17 protein-coding genes and 3 tRNA genes are annotated in these 20,917 nt (G+C 31.7%); 17 read left to right on the forward strand and 3 right to left on the reverse strand.

The window, feature by feature from the left end; all coding sequences use genetic code 11:
- The first annotated feature begins 49 nt into the window (after positions 1 to 49).
- The 9 genes from whiA to KQ51_RS02365 all read left to right on the forward strand — a co-directional run bounded on the left by whiA (position 50) and on the right by KQ51_RS02365 (position 5,866).
- Positions 50 to 991, forward strand: coding sequence for a DNA-binding protein WhiA (whiA, locus tag KQ51_RS02325; RefSeq protein WP_038468434.1), 942 nt, complete (start codon positions 50 to 52; stop codon positions 989 to 991).
- The gene (gene acpS, locus KQ51_RS02330) at positions 984 to 1,331 is read left to right on the forward strand and encodes a holo-ACP synthase (RefSeq protein ID WP_038468437.1); all 348 of its coding nucleotides are present in this window, start codon (positions 984 to 986) and stop codon (positions 1,329 to 1,331) included. The genes whiA and acpS overlap by 8 nt, the downstream gene beginning before the upstream one ends.
- A 91-nt stretch (positions 1,332 to 1,422) precedes the next feature.
- Positions 1,423 to 1,899 (forward strand): thioredoxin family protein, encoded by a 477-nt coding sequence (locus KQ51_RS02335; protein WP_038468440.1) that lies wholly within the window; start codon positions 1,423 to 1,425, stop codon positions 1,897 to 1,899.
- Between the two features lie 42 nt (positions 1,900 to 1,941).
- Positions 1,942 to 4,146: a Tex family protein gene (locus KQ51_RS02340; protein WP_038468443.1), complete on the forward strand. Its 2,205-nt coding sequence runs from the start codon at positions 1,942 to 1,944 to the stop codon at positions 4,144 to 4,146.
- A gap of 78 nt (positions 4,147 to 4,224) precedes the next feature.
- Positions 4,225 to 4,315: transfer RNA gene (locus KQ51_RS02345), tRNA-Ser, on the forward strand.
- 337 nt (positions 4,316 to 4,652) lie between these two features.
- Entirely contained in the window at positions 4,653 to 5,084 is a 432-nt protein-coding gene (locus KQ51_RS02350; protein ID WP_038468445.1) for a DUF2178 domain-containing protein, read from the forward strand.
- Complete coding sequence (locus KQ51_RS02355) at positions 5,074 to 5,310, forward strand: helix-turn-helix transcriptional regulator (RefSeq protein ID WP_038468448.1); 237 nt, start codon at positions 5,074 to 5,076, stop codon at positions 5,308 to 5,310. Before KQ51_RS02350 ends, KQ51_RS02355 begins: the two co-directional genes overlap by 11 nt.
- Position 5,311: 1 nt before the next feature.
- Positions 5,312 to 5,713: an arsenate reductase ArsC gene (locus KQ51_RS02360; RefSeq protein WP_038468451.1), complete on the forward strand. Its 402-nt coding sequence runs from the start codon at positions 5,312 to 5,314 to the stop codon at positions 5,711 to 5,713.
- A 76-nt stretch (positions 5,714 to 5,789) separates the two neighbouring features.
- Positions 5,790 to 5,866, forward strand: a tRNA-Glu gene (locus KQ51_RS02365).
- A gap of 38 nt (positions 5,867 to 5,904) precedes the next feature.
- Here KQ51_RS02365 and KQ51_RS02370 read toward each other — a convergent pair.
- The 3 genes from KQ51_RS02370 to KQ51_RS02380 form a co-directional block, all read right to left on the reverse strand.
- Complete coding sequence (locus tag KQ51_RS02370; RefSeq protein ID WP_038468454.1) at positions 5,905 to 6,210, reverse strand: hypothetical protein; 306 nt, start codon at positions 6,208 to 6,210, stop codon at positions 5,905 to 5,907.
- An 85-nt stretch (positions 6,211 to 6,295) separates the two neighbouring features.
- A complete protein-coding gene (locus tag KQ51_RS02375) occupies positions 6,296 to 7,987 on the reverse strand; it encodes a M3 family oligoendopeptidase (protein ID WP_038468457.1) in 1,692 nt (563 codons plus the stop codon).
- Between the two features lie 101 nt (positions 7,988 to 8,088).
- Complete coding sequence (locus KQ51_RS02380) at positions 8,089 to 9,360, reverse strand: endonuclease (protein ID WP_052609067.1); 1,272 nt, start codon at positions 9,358 to 9,360, stop codon at positions 8,089 to 8,091.
- A gap of 135 nt (positions 9,361 to 9,495) precedes the next feature.
- Here KQ51_RS02380 and KQ51_RS02385 point away from each other — a divergent pair.
- The 8 genes from KQ51_RS02385 to KQ51_RS02420 all read left to right on the forward strand — a co-directional run bounded on the left by KQ51_RS02385 (position 9,496) and on the right by KQ51_RS02420 (position 20,698).
- A tRNA-Val gene (locus KQ51_RS02385) sits at positions 9,496 to 9,571 on the forward strand.
- A 254-nt stretch (positions 9,572 to 9,825) separates the two neighbouring features.
- Complete coding sequence (locus tag KQ51_RS02390) at positions 9,826 to 10,716, forward strand: DMT family transporter (protein ID WP_038468460.1); 891 nt, start codon at positions 9,826 to 9,828, stop codon at positions 10,714 to 10,716.
- 200 nt (positions 10,717 to 10,916) lie between these two features.
- Positions 10,917 to 11,462, forward strand: coding sequence for a nitroreductase family protein (locus KQ51_RS02395; RefSeq protein WP_038468463.1), 546 nt, complete (start codon positions 10,917 to 10,919; stop codon positions 11,460 to 11,462).
- Positions 11,463 to 11,712: 250 nt separating this feature from the next.
- Entirely contained in the window at positions 11,713 to 14,025 is a 2,313-nt protein-coding gene (locus KQ51_RS02400) for an ABC transporter ATP-binding protein/permease (RefSeq protein ID WP_038468465.1), read from the forward strand.
- Between the two features lie 214 nt (positions 14,026 to 14,239).
- Positions 14,240 to 15,868 carry a hydroxylamine reductase gene (hcp, locus tag KQ51_RS02405; protein WP_038468468.1) on the forward strand — a complete coding sequence of 543 codons (1,629 nt, stop codon included), beginning with the start codon at positions 14,240 to 14,242 and terminating at the stop codon, positions 15,866 to 15,868.
- 80 nt (positions 15,869 to 15,948) lie between these two features.
- Positions 15,949 to 16,845, forward strand: coding sequence for a hypothetical protein (locus KQ51_RS02410; RefSeq protein WP_038468470.1), 897 nt, complete (start codon positions 15,949 to 15,951; stop codon positions 16,843 to 16,845).
- 91 nt (positions 16,846 to 16,936) lie between these two features.
- Entirely contained in the window at positions 16,937 to 17,779 is an 843-nt protein-coding gene (locus KQ51_RS02415; RefSeq protein WP_038468472.1) for an undecaprenyl-diphosphate phosphatase, read from the forward strand.
- A gap of 291 nt (positions 17,780 to 18,070) precedes the next feature.
- Positions 18,071 to 20,698, forward strand: a complete 2,628-nt coding sequence (locus tag KQ51_RS02420) for an ABC transporter substrate-binding protein (protein ID WP_038468475.1) — start codon at positions 18,071 to 18,073, stop codon at positions 20,696 to 20,698.
- Positions 20,699 to 20,917: the final 219 nt, after the last annotated feature.

Genomic DNA, 20,917 nt, shown 5'->3' on the forward strand with positions numbered 1-20,917 from the left:
TTAACTACATATTTGGTATAATAAATTAAGAATTTAAGGTGTGATTTATATGAGTTTTGCATTTGACACAAAAAGTGAATTAATAAACGTTAAAGCGGATGATTGCTGCAAACTAGCAGAGTTATCGGCTCTTTTAACTATTAATGGAAATGTAACAATATCTAGTGAAGGATTAAGTGTTCAATTTCACACTACTAATTTAGGAATAGCTAGAAAAGTTATTAAGAATGTAAAGGATTTATATCATGTTGATGTTGAAATTAGAAGTAAGAAACAAATGAAACTTCAAAAACATGATATGTATATTATAATTATAAAGAATAAGGCTTCAATGATTATAAACGAGTTAGCTTTGATGAGCCCTAGTGAAAACATCTTGTCAGAACCGCTATTAATTAAAGAATGTTGTAAAAGATCTTATCTCCGTGGAGCATTTTTAGCTGCTGGTTCAATAAATTCACCAAAATCTAGTAGTTATCATTTAGAAATACATTCCAACAGAGAACAAGACGCAATAAATATAACTGAGACTCTGAATTTCTTTAATTTGAATGCTAAGACATTGAAAAGAAAGAAAGGATACATTTCTTATATTAAGGAATCTGAGAAAATCGCTGATTTTTTAAGAGTAGCTGGAGCTATTAGCTCACTATTTATTTATGAGGATGAAAGAATTAAAAGGGATTTTGTTAACTCAATAACAAGAGTTATGAATATGGATATCGCCAATCAAAACAAAACACTTGCTGCTGCTAATAATCAATTAAGAAGTATTAGTGTTTTAGAAAATATGACAGATTTAGCTAAACTACCTAAAAGTATAAAAGAAGCAATTGAGCTTCGTAAACAGTATCCTGAGTCATCATTAAATGAACTATCAGACCACAGTTATGATCTTTTCAACAAAACAATATCTAAATCAGCTTTAAACCATCGCTTTAGGAACATCAATGACCTTGCAGAAAAGATTATGAGTAACTTAAATGAGTAAGCACATAGGGATAGATATTGTTGAATTCGAAGAGATAAAAGAAAGACTTACTGATAGATTTGTAGATAGAATACTAAGTGAACAAGAACTAAACAAGTACCATCAAATAAAAAATACAGGTCGTAAAATTTCTTACTTAGCTGGTAGATTTGCGGCAAAAGAAGCTTATACAAAAGTGTATAAGAAATTTGATGAACCATTAAACTTTAAAGATGTAATTATATTGAATGATGAATTTGGGGCACCTTATATAGTTTCTAAGTATCGCCCAGAAGATCATGTAAGTGTGAGTATTTCACATTCAAGAAATTATGCCGTAGCTATCTGCATAAAAGAATAAAGTAAAGTACTTATATAATATTGTAATTAGTCTATATTCCTTGCAAATATCTAATATACAATATAAAATAAATAAGGCTAGGAGTGATAAAATGCATACTATTACAAGAACGAATAAAAAATATAAATACGTGGCATTGGCCTTATTTGCGCTATTGATATTTACTCTTTCGGGATGTGTGAATTCAGACGATTTAGATTATGATGATTTTAATGTATATCACTTATCATCATGGGAACACGCATTAGATCGAGATGAAGAGCAGTATTTATTATATTACTATGGTGTGAATTGTAGTCATTGCACTGATTTAAAACCTGATATTTTAGGATTTGCAGACTCAAACAATGCTGAATTAGTAGTGTATTTTATAGAATCAGGTAATGTATCTTTAGATAACTATAATGCATTTCCAGTTTATGATCCTATTACAGGATTAGCAATACCAGGAACACCAACGATTATGGTAATAAAGAATGGTAAAGTTGTTGCTATGGAAGTTGGACCTACAATTATTAAAGATTTATTAAAACAAATAGAAGAGGGATCATACGGACTTATTGATTAATTAGCCTTCTAAAGGCTTTTTATCTGTGTAGAGGTGAAAGATATGGAAATTAATGAAAAATTAGTAAGTGAGATAACTAGGAAGCTTAATATTGGTAAGAAACAGGTAGAAACCGTGCTGCTTTTATTAGACGAGGGAAATACCGTACCATTTATTGCTCGTTATCGTAAAGAACAAACCGGAGCTCTTGATGAAGAGCAAATCCGTGACATTAACAAGGAATACGAGTATAAACTTAATTTATTAAAGCGTAAAGAAGATGTTATCCGTTTAATTGATGAAAAAGGACTATTAACTGAAGAATTAAGAGCTGACATATTGAAAGCTGAGAAGTTAGTAGATGTAGAAGACTACTATCGTCCATTTAAAGAAAAAAAGAAAACTAAAGCAACGATTGCAGTCAAACAAGGATTAAAACCACTTGCTGATTACATTCAAACATTCCCTTTAGAGGGTTCTTTAGAATCGAGAGCTGAAGAATTTATAACTGAAGAAGTTGAAACTATAGAGTTAGCAATAGAAGGAGCTTTATATATCATCGCTGAGGAAATAAGTGATTCAAGTGAATATCGTAAATGGGTAAGAAACTATACATACGTAAACGGATTAATTCAATCTAAAATCAAGAAGAACGCAAAAGATGAGATGAGTACATATGAAATGTACTACGATTATGAAGATCATCTAAATAAAGTTAAGTTGTATCGTGCTTTAGCTCTTAATCGAGCTGAAAAAGAAAAAGTTTTAACCGTAAAAATCGTAGTTGAATCTGAAAAGATTCATCAATATTTAGAACGCCAAGTTGTCAAGAATCAAAGATCTATTGTTGTCCCTTATGTAAAAGATGCTGTTAAAGATGCTTATAAAAGATTAATTGCACCGTCAATTGAAAGAGAATTAAGAAGTGAATTAACTGAAAAAGCAGATAATAACGCAATTCATATCTTTAGTGAAAACTTAAGATCTTTATTATTACAACCTCCGATGAAAGGGAAAATGGTTTTAGGTGTTGATCCTGCATATCGTACAGGTTGTAAACTAGCTGTAGTTGATAAACTGGGTACAATGACAGAAATCGATGTTATTTATCCACATCAAAAGTTCCCTGGAGAAAAAATACCAGCTGAAAGAAGAAATACAGCAGGTCGTAAAGTAGCAGCTTTAATTAAGAAATATGATATCGACATTGTTGCTATTGGTAATGGTACAGCTTCTAGAGAAACTGAACAATTTATTATCAATGTCATCAAATTTGTTGAAAAAGAAATCAATAAAGACGTCTTCTATGTAATAGTTAGTGAAGCTGGAGCTTCAGTATATAGTGCTAGTGAATTAGCGAAAAAAGAGTTTCCTGATTTACATGTAGAAGAAAGAAGTGCCGTAAGTATAGCTCGTAGATTACAAGATCCATTAAGTGAACTTGTTAAAATAGATCCGAAAAGTATTGGTGTAGGACAATATCAACATGATGTTTCACAAAAGAACTTAAGTAACTCTTTAGACTTTGTTGTTGAAACTGCAGTAAATCAAGTTGGTGTTAATGTAAATACTGCTAGTGTGCAGTTACTACAATATGTTGCAGGATTAAATAAAACTATCGCAACAAACATTGTTAAATATCGTGAAACTAAAAATGCATTTAAAAACCGTGATGAAATTAAAAAGGTTCCTCGCTTAGGTGATAAAGCTTTTGAGCAATCAATAGGATTCTTGAGAGTTTTAAATAGTTCTAATCCATTTGATAAAACAGGTATTCACCCTGAAAGTTATCCAATTGCTGATCAACTAATGAAGGAATTGAAACTAACTCCAGATGAAATTGGAAATCCAATTTTACGACTTAAATTTAGAGACATAAGCATTAAGCAATTGGCAAGTAAATTAGGTGCAGGTGTCAACACTGTAGAAGATATTATGGATGTCTTTGTTGCACCATTACGAGATCCTCGTGATGATGTTGAGGCACCTATCTTAAGAAGTGACATATTGAAACTAGATGATTTAAAGCCAGGTATGGAATTAAGAGGTACAGTACGTAATGTAGTAGATTTCGGTGCCTTTGTCGACTGTGGAGTTAAAGACGATGGTTTAGTACATATTTCCCAATTAACTAAAGAATATGTTAAACATCCTTTAGATGTAGTAAGTGTCGGAGAAATAGTTACTGTTTGGGTAAAAGATATTGATTTAAAACGTCATCGATTACAACTAACAATGATTAAAGGAAACGCTCCTTACACAAGTTAATAAAATAACTATAAAATAACCGAGATATTCGTATTGACAGTTAGCCTAAAATATATTATTATATAAAGGCTAACAGTTGGAGTAGTACTCAAGTGGCTGAAGAGGTGCCCCTGCTAAGGGTATAGGTCGTTTGCGCGGCGCGAGAGTTCAAATCTCTCCTACTCCGCCAGTAAAAAATTAAAACGGACATTGTCCGTTTTTTTTATTAATGTCCATATCTTCTCTCAACTAAGCCATACTTACAATCTTTTGCATTTCAATATTCTTTATTTGTAATTTTTTATACCATTACCTTTTCTATTTATAAATATTATTCAATACTTTGAAATTCAAAGTATATTCTTCTATAATGAGAATATAACTAGAGTAATTATAAGCAGTTGAAACTCCTTCTTGTAACTAATTACTGATAAAAAATACGTCTTTTGGCGTATTTTTTACTTTTTATTGTAATATATATTTGACAATATGTAAAAAATATATTACATTATAGTTGAGGTGATAATATGGATATCAGAAGGAAAAGTTCACTAATTAATGGCATTGTATGGCTAATAGTATTGCTATCTATTATTTTATTCTTCTTTCCTGCGTTGGATTTAACTATTTTTAGTAATCCAAAGATTGAAAAATTAGTAGGAAGTTTAATTATATTAATCGGGATAGTTGTAAATTTTATCTTACTCTTTAGAAATAAAAAAGAAGTTACCGATGAAAGAATGATTAAGATACAGGCTAAATCAATGCAATTTACCGCTTTATCTACGATGATGTATGTCTTTCTATTTTGTATGGTTATGTATGATATTAATAAAGGACAAGATATATCTAGAGAATGGTTTTGGTTTTTAGGATATAGTAGTTTTTGCTTGTTTTATACTTTGGGTAGTTTATCATATTATGTAATAGATTCTAGAGGAATTGGCTATGATAACTAAATCAGTTACTAATAACATAAAGCAAATGAGGTTTAATACAAAAAATATGTCACAGCAAGAGTTAGCCAACTTAGTTGGCTGTACAAGACAAACAATTATCTCACTTGAAAAGAATAAGTACTCACCTTCATATTTGCTAGTTGTAAAAGTAGCGAAAGTTTTCGGAGTAACTCCTAAAGAAGTAATTAGAATTACACTAGAAAGTGAACAATCTAGGAGGGTTTAGAATGAAGAAAGTAATTGCATTTGTATGTGTCCATAACAGTTGTAGAAGCATTATGGCAGAAGGATGGGCTAAAATATTGGGTAAAGATGAACTTGAGGTTTATTCTGCAGGAACTGAGGAATACGATAGTCCAAAAGCAATGGCTCTAGAGGTAATGAATGATGCAGGGATAGATATGAGTTATGCATCAAGCAAATTATTAAGTGAAATTCCAGACCAACTTGATATACTCGTTACTATGGGTTGTGGAGTAGAGTGTCCGTATGTTCCTACTAACCATAGAGAAGACTGGGGTTTAGATGATCCATCAGGCGGTCCTAAAGCAGGATTTGAAATTACTAGAGATATTATAAAGGAAAAAGTTATAGAGTTAGTTAAGAGAGTAAAAAAAGGAGAACTTTAAGGTTCTCTTTTTATAATTCGTTATTTTCATTGACTTTAAATATGATATATTGCTATAATAAAAAAGCCTATTAAATGGCCCGTTGGAGAAGCGGCTTAACTCACATGCCTTTCACGCATGCATTCACGGGTTCGAATCCCGTACGGGTCACCATAAAAAAATAAAACACACTCTTGGAGTGTGTTTTTTAGTTATTTATGAAATTTTAGTACACAAAGTCCTTCAATACCATCATTGAAATAACTATTGCTTAAAGCTGTCATATAATCATATACTTTTTGAACATACTCTTTATCTTCTACAATGTCTATATTCATAATGTCATACGTTTCACTCTTTTGATCAAATGTTATATCCAAAGTTCCGTGTTTTTTTATATAAGAAACTTTCCCTGTATCCAGTTCAGATAAGGCTACAAAAGCTCCTTCAAAAACTGTATAATGAAAAATTCCTTTACAATTATCGTGTCTAAACTTGATTAAATCTGATTTTCCCATATTTTCCTCCTAATGTGTATAACTTTCTATACTCATTATAGCAAAAAAATTAAATAAAGAGAAAAGAGAAGCATTTAAGCTTCTCTTATAGTTTTGTGTCATCAATATTATCTAGGTAATCTTGAATTGGTTTTACAATTCTAGATACTGTACCTGGTTTAAATGGATTGTCTAATTTTGCAGCATCTAGTAATGCAACAAATGATTTAGATCCACCTAGCTTGCAAAGTTCTTTGTACTCATCTAAAGCCTTTGAATGATTCTCTTGAGCTTTTATCCAATATTGGAAAGCGCAAACTTGTGCAAGTGTATAATCAATATAGTAGAAAGGCATTCCAAAGATATGACTTTGTCGGAACCAGAATCCACCTTTTTCTAAGAATTTATCATCATCATAGTCTTTATATGGCAGGTATTTTTTCTCAGTTTTACGCCACCAAGTTTTTCTTTCTTCTGGTGTCATTTCTGGTCTTTCATAGATTCCATGTTGGAATTCATCTACAGCAACACCGTAAGGTAAGAATGATATAGCTCCTGACAAATGACTGAATAAGTATTTTTCAGTATCTTCTTTGAAGAATTTATCGATCCAAGGCCAAGCTAAGAACTCCATACTCATTGAGTGGATTTCAGCTGCTTCCATTGTTGGCCAACGATAAGCAGGTATATTTTCTTTACTTGAGTAGATTTGGAATGCATGTCCTGCTTCATGAGTTAAGACATCAACATCACCAGCAGTACCATTGAAGTTAGAGAAAATAAATGGTGATTTATATAATGGGAAGTATGTACAATATCCTCCACCCATTTTTCCTTCTTTTGCTTCTAATTCCAATAATTCGTGATCCATCATAAAGTTCCAAAACTCACCAGTTTCTTTACTCATAGCTTCATACATTTCTTTAGCTTGATTTACTAAATGCTCCTTATCTCCCTTAGGAGTCGGGTTACCACTTAGGAATTGTAAAGGTAAATCATATGATTTTGAATCTTCAATATTAATTCTCTTTGATTTTCTATCAATTAATTTTGAAACAAGTGGAACTACTGATTCAAAGATTTGATCACGATATTTCTTAACATCAACATGATTATAATCGGTTCTTCCTAAACGATCGTAACCTAATTGCACAAAGTTTTCATAACCAAGTACTTTAGCTATTTTGCTTCTCACTTGAACCATATCATTGTAAATACGATCTAATTTTTCTTCATTGTTTTCAAACCAGTTAGAAACAGCTAATTGAGCTCTATGTCTAACATCTCTATCGGTGTTAGTAGCAAAAGGGTGCATTTGACTTAAGTTGTAAGTCCCACCATCAAACTCAATTTCAGCACTAGCTGTTAACTTTGAGTATTCAGTTGACAACTTATTTTCTTCCTGTAAATCAGGAATGATTTCAGGTTTGAATGTTTTCTTTTCTAATTCAGCTTGTTCAAAGATAAGTTTTCCAAATTCTTCTTGTAAACCATCTTTGTTTTTAGAAGCCAAGAATTTGTCGATAAACATTTGGTTATATTGTTGCATAATAGGACCATTTTGATCGAAAAACTCTTGTTCTTTTTCATAGAATTCATCCTTAGTATTAAGACTTAACCTAACACTAGCTAAGCCACCCATTGTATCCAGTTCATCTTGTAATCCAAATACTTCGTTGATGACTTCGATTTCTTGTTCTAAAGTAATGTCACCGTTTAAAGTTTCTAGTAAATCTTCCATTTCTTTTTTAAATAACTCTAAATCAGGACGTTCATACTTATATTCACTAAATTTCATATATTCCTCCTCGTATAATTTCTCTATAAATATTATATATTAATACTTGAGTTAAATAAATGGATATAAATAACTTTTCGTAAAAAAAAGCTGAGTAATATTTACTCAGCTGTAGTACTTACGTATTCGGTTGGATTTTCGGTAGTTCCCCAAACAAGTGCAACAAGTTCAGGATGATCTATAAATGGATTTCTATTTCCTTGAAATTGAAATATTGCTTCGTTTCTTTCTAATTCCCATTCATCTACAGGATCTTCAATATGCCATCTTAATAGAACTTCTAAGCTTTCATAATAGGGTAGTTTACTATTCTTAATAGCTGTAGCTAAATCTTCATATAAGTAAAGATCAGTTGTCAATTCTAAATCTACGAAATCTCCATCTTCACCCTCATAACGAGTTGCCATATAGAATAACATTCTAGCGACATCACCTTTCATGTCATCTCGAGGTTCGAAATACCAATCTCCACATGTATAATTTCCAGCACCTCTGTCTACTAGGTTATCATCGTTTACACCATCATGACAATCATCGAAAAAACGATTATTTTTAATAGAATTCATACTTCTTTCAGCTGCCACTAAATGATGTGCATCGGTATGTGCACCAAGAGGATAGCCACCAAATGAATCTTCAAAAGCATATCCATCTTCGTCAGCAAAATCACCATGTGATTTAGACCAAATATGTTCTCTATTCCATTCTGTATACTCTTCGTCTCTATCGCTGTTTACAAAACAAATGTCAGGAAGCAAAGATGTATTTGTATCTTGGCACTCTTTAGGCCAACTAAAATCACTATAGAATAACAATACATTATTTGAGTTATCTGGATCTTCATCTCCAGCTCTTAACATTTTCCATACATCCATGTCGTCAAGATCCTTATCAGTATAAGGAAATTCGGTATGGTTTGTAATTATGTCGTTTAAAGCATTTTTAAGTGCTTCACCAGTTAAACTGTCAATACCATCATAATAACCAACTGGAACGTATATAGTTGTGTCTATGCCATCTACAACATCATCTACATCAACAACTTCGATACTTAGGTAGACTTCACTTATGTTACCTTTAGTATCTGTTGCAGTAACGGTAATTACTTTTGTGCCTAAAGTAGTTGTATCCGTTGAACCTGATATAGACACTTCACATTCAGAATCTCTATCGTCATCACAAGTAATAACAGTTAAGTCAATAATACCATCCTTTTGGATACTATCTTCAACATCACTAATATCAATAATAGGAGCAGTTGTATCAGGATTAAAGATTTCTAATAAATCAATTCCTAATAAGTTTTCTGATACAAAAATAGCTGCAGTAATAGTAACAATTAGAATTCCAATATATAATCTAACTTTTTTCATATAAAACACCCTCTTTACTTATATTTGCATACAAAATAATTATATCATAAAAACCACTACATAATTATAGTAAACAAACATTTTATTTGGTATAGACAAAAGTAAAATTAAGTGTTAAAATAACAATACAGTTTTGGAGGATTAGCTCAGTTGGGAGAGCACTTGCCTTACAAGCAAGGGGTCATTGGTTCGAGCCCAATATTCTCCACCAGAATTGAAATTTAACTCTAGTCATTAGACTAGGGTTTTTCTTTTGATTATGTTGGGTGAATATGTCACTAGTTCGACTCAAGTATTCTCCACCATATCTACACGCTTCCGGAGAGTTTATTAGTATTGCCTACTATAATAATATTATCGGTTTTTGTGTGAAGTAAACTATAGAAAAAATGAGCAAATAATAGAGAGATATTTTAGATGTATAAATCTAGTATGTCTTTTGATATACTTTAAGAGAAAGGATTGATGATAGGTATGACAACTAGACAATTAACACAACTTGTAATAATTAGTTCTCTTTGGGGATCTTCTTATATATTTATGAAAGTAATATCACCTGTATTTGGGCCAGTATTAGTATCTTCATTAAGATTGCTTTTAGCTAGTCTGTTTTTACTTATATATATGTTAGTAAGTAGAAAGAAGATTTCTTTTAAAGGAAATATTCTTTTCTTTATATTTGTTGGAGTAGTAAACTCAGCAATACCATTTGTACTTTATGCATTTGCAGCATTACATATAGATGCTTCATTAAGTGGAACTCTTAATTCCTCATCACCAATGTTTGGAGCTTTATTTGGATTCATTATTCTTAAGAACAGATTTGATACGAGACAGATTCTTGGATTAATAGTTGGTTTTCTTGGAGTTATTATTGTTTCTAGTACTTCTTTTGGGACAGGGACTGTTGAAGCAGTTATTAGTGTTTTTGCCTGTTTACTAGCATCTGCATGTTATGGGCTGGCTGGGACATATGTTAAGAAGAGAAACAAAGATGTTGATGCAACTACATTATCATTAGGAACATTATTTTTTGCAGGATTGTTCTTATTACCATTCTCATTCTTTTACAAAATATCTTTGGATATCCAGGTAAGTCACATATTATACCTGTTGTTTTTTGCTATAATGTGTACATCTGTTCCTTACATATTGTACTATAAATTGTTAAGGGAAGTAGGAGCTGTAAAAGCGTTAACAGTAACATATCTAATACCTTTATTTACAGTTTTATGGTCATACATTTTCCTAGCTGAAAGAGCAGGTTGGAATGTTTTTGTTGGTTTAGTAATTATTCTTACAGGGGTAGGGTTATTATCTAAAAGAAATGATCTTTTAAACCGAGAAAAAAGATAAGTTATTGTGATTTTAATTAGATGCTTTAACCTATGAATATCTAGGAATTCATGTATAGTTTTTTAAGATGAAACATTCAAATGTGCATCTTTTTTTACTTTTAAAGGACTTTGATTCATTTGTTATTAAAAATGCATAACTTGTGTTATTGCTTAAGAATGATACAATTGTTTTGTAATAGAAAGAAAGAAGGTATTTAGATGGATGCAATTACATTATTAAAAGACAGAAGAAGTGTAAGAAAATATAAGAATGAAATAGTAAGTAAGGAATTAATGTTAGAAATTTCTGAATTAACAAAATATTCTCCATCATGGGGTAATCTGCAAATTGCAAGGTATACATTTATCACAGACGAAAACAGCATTAAAAGAATTGCTGAAGATGGAGTAAAGGGATTTGTATATAATATTAAGACTCTTTTAAATGCTAGAAATGTCGCGGTAATAAGTTATGTTAAAGGCAAGAGTGGTAAGTTAGGAAAAGATGAGTACGCCACATCTAAAACTAACTCATGGGAAGTTTTTGATGCTGGGATAGCGACTCATCAGTTTTGCCTAGCTGCATATGCAAAAGGTGTAGGAACAGTTATCATGGGTGTAATAGATGATACAGTAATTAGGGAAATTATTAAGCTTCCTGAAGAAGAATCTGTTGGGGCATTAATCGTCTATGGTTTTGAAAGTGGGGTCCATTCTGCACCTACTCCAAGAAAAGACATTAAAGAATTGATTAGATTCATATAAAGATTTAGGTCGATTAAGGAATTGTCAAAATAGAGGAAGTAAGTGATTACTTAGATAACAAAAAAACATCTATATGTATTGAGAGGTAATGAAAATATGAAACCAAGATTATTCTTGGTTTTTTTATATGTAAATAATGTGAGGAAAACAGTACAGTATTATAATATTATTTCATTAGAAATTCACATATAATAATAGATAATAATATATTATATGTATAGTGAATAAAAAATAGAAAATGGGTGACAGGATGTTAGAACTAAAGAATATTAGCAAAAATTATTATGTTGGTGATCAAACAGTAGAGGCTTTGAAGAATGTAAGCTTGAAGTTTCGAAAAAGTGAGTTTGTATCAATACTAGGACCTTCTGGTTGTGGGAAAACAACTATGTTGAACATCATCGGAGGGCTAGATAGATATACTGATGGTGATCTGTTAATAGATAATAAATCAACTAAGAGTTATAAAGATAAAGACTGGGATGCATATAGAAATCAAATCATTGGTTTTGTATTCCAAAACTATAATTTAATATCTCATTTAAGTGTTCTTGACAATATTGAGATGGCTTTAAGTCTTTCGGGTGTTAGTGCAAAAGAAAGAAAAGAACGTTCAATCAAAGTTTTAGAACAAGTAGGTCTTGGGGATCAAGTCTATAAAAAACCAAATCAATTGTCAGGTGGGCAAATGCAAAGGGTTGCTATTGCCAGAGCATTAGTAAACGAACCTAAAATATTACTTGCTGATGAACCAACAGGAGCATTGGATAGTAAAACTAGTGCTCAAATAATGAAGTTGATTAAAGAAATTTCAAAAGATATTTTAGTAATTATGGTAACTCATAATAGTAAAATAGCTAATGAGTATAGTGATAGATTGATTCAATTATTAGATGGTGAAGTGTTATCCGATACAAATGGAATCAAAGAAGATGAGTTAAAAATTACTGAAACATTGGGTAATACAAAAACATCAATGTCATTTTATCAAGCTTTAAAAACAAGTTTCAAAAACTTAATAACTAAAAAAGGAAGAACTTTTATTACTGCTATTGCTGGTAGTATTGGGATTATTGGTGTGGCTCTCGTCCTTGGTATTTCTACAGGGATGACGAACTATGTGAATGAAATTCAAGGTGATACTCTTTCAGGATTCCCAATCACAATAACTCAATATGTCCAGGCTGATTTTGGACCTGGTGGAGGAAACGCCCCATTTGATATTGAAGACAGTGACACTGAGTTTCCAACTGGGGAAACAATTACACCGTATGATTCCTTACAAGAAACGACACTTCATAGAAATGTAATTAGTGAGGAGTATATTGAGTTTTTAGAAGCAATGGATTCATCATTATATAGTTCAATCTCTTACACAAGAAGTATGTCATTGAACATTGTTGCTGAAAGTGATAGTGGGGCTTATGAATTAGTGGAACTAGATAATGATTTCTCATTCTTCGGTGGTAGTGGTGTATTTAATGAAATGCCTTCAAATCAAGAATTTGTAGAATCACAATATGATATATTAAAAGGAATGTATCCTACTAACTATAATGAAATCATTTTAGTTGTTGATAAAGAAAATCAACTAGACGTTGAGACATTAGCTGCCTTAGGTATTAATATTAATGACGAATATACTTTTGATGATTTTATTGGTAAAGAGTTCAAAGTAGTAACTAATGATTTATACTATACAGAAATCATGGGTATCTATTTAGCTGACACTGATTATGAGGCAATGTACACTAGCGATGATGCAATAACATTGACAGTAACTGGGATATTGAGAGTTAATGAAGATGCAACTAGTGAAATACTAAGTTCTGGAATTGGATATACCCCTGATTTAACCGATCATATGTTATCAAATGCTATGACTTCAGAAATTGTATTAGCTCAAATTGCTAGTCCAGATACTAATGTGTTAATTGGACAACCTTTTAATGAACAAGTTACTTATGATGCAGTTATGCAAATCTTAGGTGGGGATGCAACTCCTACAGGAGCTGAAATCTACCCAACTACTTATGAAGGTAAAGATGAAATTAAAGCATATCTAGATACATATAATGATGGTTTGGCAACTGATGAGACAGTAATCTATACCGATCTTTCAGAGCTTATCTCAAGTACAATCTCTAGTTTGATCAACACTATTACAATCGTGTTAACAGCATTTGCTGGAATCAGTTTAGTTGTTTCATCTATTATGATTGGTATAATCACATACGTTAGTGTAATTGAAAGAACTAAAGAAATTGGTATTATGAGAAGTTTGGGAGCAAGAAAAAAAGATATCTCAAGAATCTTCAATGCAGAGACATTGTTAATTGGATTAACAAGTGGTGGTTTAGGAATAGCGATTTATTACTTATTACAAGGACCACTTAACTTAGTTATTTCTAAGTTTATTGATGTTGGAGGGTTTGCTACATTACCTGCGTATTATGCAGTTGGATTAATTGCATTATCTAGTGTATTAACTCTAATTGCTGGATTTATCCCTAGTGGTATAGCTGCTAGAAAAGATCCCGTTATAGCTTTAAGAACAGAATAATGTATATTAAGAAAACCGGAAAATTTTCCGGTTTTTTTTACTTTTTCTCGTGGGATTTCAAAGTGGTTTTTCTTTTCCGTTTTACTGATTTAGTAGGAGTAGATATTTTATTCTTTTAATCATTTGCTCATTTTCTTCATTTGTGACGCAAATCACATTTTTTTCATTTTCAATTTAATATACTACACAGGAACAAAAATTACTGGAGGTTATTATGGAAAGAAAAATGTTTTGTTATCAATGCCAAGAAGCTGCTAAAAATACAGCTTGTGAAGTTATGGGTGTATGTGGTAAAACACCACTACTATCTAGTTATATGGACACATTTAAATATGTACTTAAAGGATTAGCTGTTGTTGCAGATGAAGCAATGAGAAATGGACAAGAAATACTTCAAGCTGATTTATTTATTATGGAAGGGTTATTCAAACTTATTACTAATGCGAACTTTGATGATGATGTATTTAAGTCGAGTATCTCAGAGGGAATTGCCTTAAGAGAAAGTTTGAAAAGAGATTTAGATACAATGTTTGATACTGACATCACAACATGGGCAAGTGAACTTGCAAGTGAGTTTGTATTAAAAGCAGGAAGTGTTGGTGTAATGTCTACTATAGATGAGGATATCAGAAGCATTAGAGAGATTATTATTACTGGGTTAATGGGTCTTACTGCATATCATTCCCATGCTCATAAATTGGGTTATATAGATTTAGAGATTTTTAATTTTACAAGAAAAGCTTTAATTGCATTACAGGATAATTCATTAACACTTACCGATTATATTGGCTTAGTTGATGAGACTGGGAAGTATGGTGTTATTGGTATGGCTTTATTGGACAAAGCTAATACTACTACATACGGGGTGCCAAAAATATCACATGTAAATATCGGGGTTGGAAAACGACCTGGTATCCTAATTAGTGGCCACGATTTACATGATATCAAGGAATTATTAGAACAATCAAAAGATGCTGGAATTGACATCTATACCCACAGTGAAATGCTTCCAGCGCATTATTACCCAGAATTACAACAATATAGTCATCTTTATGGTAATTATGGTAGTGCATGGTATAACCAAAAATCTGAGTTCACGTCATTTAATGGACCAATACTATTTACTACTAACTGTATTGTGCCACCAAAAGGAGATACTATTTATAAGAATAAAGTATTTACAACTGGGAACACAGGACACCCTGATTTCAAATTTATTGTAGAATCAAATGGTAAAAAGGATTTCAGTGAGATTATTGAACTTGCAAAGAGTTCAAAAGCTCCTATTGAAATAGAATCAGGGACAATAGTAGGTGGATTTGGTCATAATCAAGTACTTGAACTTGCAGATACAGTTATAGAGAACATCAAAAATGGTTCAATTAAAAAGTTTGTTGTTATGGCAGGATGCGATGGTCGTAGTCCAAAAAGATCATATTATACAGAATTTGCTAGAGAACTACCAAAAGACACAATAATCTTAACAGCTGGTTGCGCAAAATTTAAATACAACAAATTAAATTTGGGAGATATTAATGGTATACCTAGAGTTTTAGATGCTGGACAATGTAATGATTCATATAGCTTAGCGGTTATTGCATTAACACTAGCGGATGTATTTAAATGTGATATCAATGACTTACCTATTGCATATAACATAGCATGGTATGAGCAAAAAGCAGTTATTGTATTATTAGCGTTGCTAAACTTAGGGGTTAAAAATATTAAGCTAGGTCCAACTTTACCCGCTTTCCTTAGTGAGAACGTTGCTAATTTCTTAATTGATACATTTAACTTGTCAACTATCTCAACTGTTGAACAAGACATAAGAGAAATGATTTAATTACAAAGCTCCTTATTGGAGCTTTTTTTGTATTTTTGATAGATTTAGTTATATAATATATATACAAAGGAAGTGATATTATGATTAGTAAGAAATTTATATATGATAAGGTATTACCCTTAGTAAAAGAAAAATCACGTATGTTGGAGTATTACTTGATAATGTCTTTATTCGAGAATGTTGATTCGAAGATACTAGAAGAACTTAAGGAATTCCAAAATTCTGATGGTGGATTTGGTAATGGTTTAGAACCTGATGTACAGATGCCAAATAGTAGTATATTAGCTACAAATATTGCCATAAAATCTCTTGCTTTTGTTAAGAACCGAGATTTGAAAGTGGATATGATAAAAGACATTGTTCAGTACATAGAAAACAATTACGATATAGATAAGGAAAGATTCTTTATGGTGGACGATAATGTGGATAATTATCCACATGCAGTCTGGTGGAACTTTATTGATTTAGAAAAGAATTTTCCCTTTGGAAATCCTGATCCTGAAGTAATTGGCTTCTTATATGAAAATAGGCAATTTATTACTAAATTGAACTACTCATCATTAATCAATAAAGTTGTCGATTACGTTATGTCAGATAGGTTTTTAGATGCAAAAATGCATTCATTAATGAGTGTTATGAGATTCTATAAAAAAGTTGATGATGATGTGAGGAATTTGATTCATGATCGAATTCATCTATTAGTTAACAAGGAACTAGACGCAGGGCTTGGAAATTGGGATGAATACAGTTTAGAGCCATATAAAATCTACATAATTGAACCTCATTTTACTAATACTCATCTTGAACAATTGGGGGAAAACTTGACAGGAGTAATTAAGAAAATTAATGATCTTGGTGTTAAACCGAACTGGGAATGGTATCAATATAAAGATGAATTTGAGAAAGTTAAAAATGATTGGATTGGACAAATTTACTTCGATATGATTAGAGCTTTGAGATTACATAGAATTATTTAAGCAGAATCCATTGATTCTGCTTTTTTAATATATTGGAATATAATAACTATTGTAGTATAATGTAGTAAGCAAAATATTTTGAGGTGTGATGATGAAATTTATTGAGATAATAAAGACAATTATAATTGGGATCGTTGAAGGTATAACTGAATGGTTACCAATTAGTAGTACAGGACACATGATACTAGTTGATGAATGGATTAAACTTGACGTTAGCCCTGAATTTATGGAAATGTTTTTAGTGGTTATTCAATTAGGAGCAATTCTTGCAGTAGTAGTATTGTTCTTTAATAAGCTGAATCCTTTGGCATTTAAAAAGACAAAAGAAGAAAGAAATGATATATGGCAAATATGGTTTAAGGTACTAATTGGTGTGATCCCAGCTGCGATTATAGGACTGCTGTTAGATGAGTGGCTATATAATACTTTATACAATTATATTACAGTGGCTATTATGTTGGTGGTTTATGGAGTTCTATTTATTGTTATTGAAAATAAGAATAAAGGGAAAAAAGCAACTATTACAAGTTTTAACGATTTATCTTATAAAACAGCTTTTCTAATTGGTATGTTTCAGGTATTAGCATTAATCCCAGGTACTTCTAGATCAGGAGCAACAATCTTAGGAGCAGTTATCTTAGGTACATCAAGATTTATTGCTGCGGAGTTTTCCTTCTTCTTGTCAATACCTGTTATGTTTGGCGCTAGTTTTATCAAAATACTAGATTTTGGTTTTAATTTTACAGGCTCAGAGCTTATTATCCTTATAACAGGAATGGTAACGGCATTTATAATTTCAATAATAACTATTAAATTCTTACTGGGATATATTAAGAAACATGACTTTAAAGTCTTTGGATGGTACAGAATCATCCTTGGAGTTATAGTCATTGTGTATTTTTTAGTTCCATACTTAGTTAGTATATATATATAGGAAATGGAATCAGCAAAATCAATATTGTGGAAAAGTCATCAAATTTTGATGACTTTTTTTATTTTTTTAATATTAAGAATTATTATATTTATTAGTCAATTATGTTGAATTATAGACGTTCTTAGCCTGTAGTGTACAATTTCGCTATAAAAAACAGGGTCAAGATGTTGCATATCTTAACTAAAAAAGCGTTTCCATACAAAAAAAGTGCAATATTATTGGGAATTTGTTTTTTTTTTTGCCGTTTATGTGATAAAATATTAATAATTAAATAGAAGGAGGTTATTTTTCATGATTAAAAAACTTATTGCCGCAAGTATGGTATTACTTGCTGTTCTGACTTTATCTGCATGTAAAGCTACAGAGTACACTGTTACATTTGACTCTACTGGTGGAAACGCAATTGAAGCTGTTGTTGTTGAAGAGGGATTAACTATCGCTGCTCCAACTGCACCAACTAAAACTGTTACAGGTGAAGTTTACACATTTGTTGGGTGGTATACAGAAGCTGCCGGAACTACTGCTTATAATTTCGAAGACCCTGTTAACGCTGATACAACGTTATACGCTAAATGGGTATTAGAAGTAGTATTACATTTTGATACAAGAACTGATGCAACTATTGAAGCACAATTATTAGGTGAAGTTGGCGGTTTAGGTACTGCTCCTACTGCTCCTACACGTACTGGATATGAATTTGCTGGTTGGTTCTTAACTAAAAAAGGTTTATCTTGGTTAGAAACTGAAGCATTTGATTTTGCTACTACAGTAGCAGAAGAAACTACTTTATTTGCTTACTGGGAACCTGTTAATTCTAAGGAAATCACTTATGGACCTGAAGTAACTTATACTACAAGTTTAGATTCAAGTTCAAGATTAATCTTAAACCCATTAGTTTATGAATGGTCTCATGAAGATACATTTATTAACATGTTAACTACAGATCTATATGTTACTGAAGTTGATTGGGATAAAGCTATTGAAGAAGGCGTTGCTGACTTCGCTGGAGATTTCTCTAAAATTGAAGCTAAAGAATTCTCAATTGAATCTTTAGATTTTAAATGGATCTTAGAAGGTGCTACTAATTATCCTATCGATTCAGATGATGACGAGCATTTAGACGAAAATGGTAACTATGACCGTGATGCTGCATCAACTTTCAAAGATACTGAATGGACTTTCAAAATCCGTGAAGATTTAGTATATGAAGATGGTACAGGAATTACTGCTTATGATTATGAATTTACTCTAAAAATGTTCTTAGATCACTTATTAAATAACTATCGTGCTAACTTATACTATAAAACTGAATTAAACCAAAATGGTGTTCCAATTGTTAACGCATACGAATATTATTTAGGTGAAGTTGCTTGGTCAGAAGTTGGGTTCGAAGTTGTAGATGATTATACATTTACATTAACTACTTTCGAAGCTATCTCACAATCTGAAGCTGTTGGATTCGGAGCTATGCCTTTAGTACAAAAAGCTGCTTTTGAAGCATCTTTAACTACTGATAAAACTAACTCTGAATATGGTACTCCAGCTCATCCTTATGTTTCTTATGGACCTTATATCCTAAAAACTTGGGATGAAAACCAAAAATTAGTATTTAACAAAAACTATGACTACGTTCTTAAAGGAACAATTAACTACAAATGTCAAGTTGTTCAAATCGTTGATGATATCGATCAAAGAATGGCATTGTTTGCTGCTGGTGACTTAAGCGTTGCAGGATTATCAAAAGATTATTATGCACAATATGCTGAATCACCAAACGTATATAAATCTTGGGATGGATATCCACAATACTTAATCGTCAACTTAGGACCTACTAAGGTTACTGAAGGCGGAAATGTACAAGATGATATCTTATTCGACGTAAGATTTAGACAAGCTTTATTATACGGATTCGATAGAAAATATTATGCAACAAGTGTTTACGCTCCAAATACTGCTTCTTTATTACCAGTACCGCTAGACACTAAATCTTATAATCAAGATGCATTATATTATTCTGAATCTCCTCAACATTTACAGTTATTAGAAGATTTAGACATCGATCCTGCTACTGAAGGATATATCCCAGCTCGCGCGGTTCAATTATTTGATGCTGCATACGCTGCATGGGTAGCTGATGGTAATACTGGTCCTGTTGTTGTTGGATTAATCACAGATAACGATCCTTTCTCAGTTGCATTAGTAGATTATATTGAAGAACATTTTGAAACATTATTCAATACTACTGGTGAAGTAGATAAATTAGATATCGTTATTGATTCTAAAGATCCTACAGCTAATAGAGCTCAAATCGCTGCATGGGACTTTGACATGTCACTTAACTCAATTGGATTTGGTAATTCAACTGGTGTATGGTGGCAATATCAAGCAATCGCATTCTTCGGTGATTATATCGGTGGTGGAGGATTAGGATTATCTCAACCTTGGGATATGTCAACTGATGATGGAGTTGCAGCTTATGCTACTCAAGAAGTTACTATTGACTTAACTAATACTTGGAACTACTTAGAAGAATTAGGATTAGATTACATTCAAGAAGAAGAATTAGCTGGACATGAAGATATGTACAATTGGTTAAAAGCAGATGCTGAAACTGGTAAAGCTGCTGGAATCTATGTTGGACCTATGGAAGATGTAGCTTTATTACAAGTATTCAATGATACTCCTTATGATGGATCAGCTGCTGAACCATTTACAGGTGCTACTAATGATACTTGGAACTTAGTTGCAGCATTCGAAGCATTATTCTTCGAACATGTACCTATGATTCCTACAGTTACACGTTCATCAGCTACAATTTATGCTGAAAACGTAGTAATTGAATGGCCTGCTTACTCAAGTGCATTTGCTTGGGGTGCTAACAGATATAGATATTTAGATACAGACCCTGATTTCATGTAATAAGTCGTTTAAATTTTGACGATTACTAGATAAAATTGTAAAAGGGAAATCCGCAAAAAGATTTCCCTTTTCTTTATCCATTACATTATATGTAACTATTATAAATGATTTATTTTTTTTTATTTGAAATGCAGTTTTTTTTTTGTTAAAATTATATTACTGTGGCATACTATAAATATATTTAGTTTTAAGTAAAATTTAGAGTTTTTAAAGACTCGG

The organism is Candidatus Izimaplasma bacterium HR1, assembly GCA_000755705.1.
Classification (GTDB): Bacteria; Bacillota_I; Bacilli_A; order Izemoplasmatales; family Izemoplasmataceae; genus Xianfuyuplasma.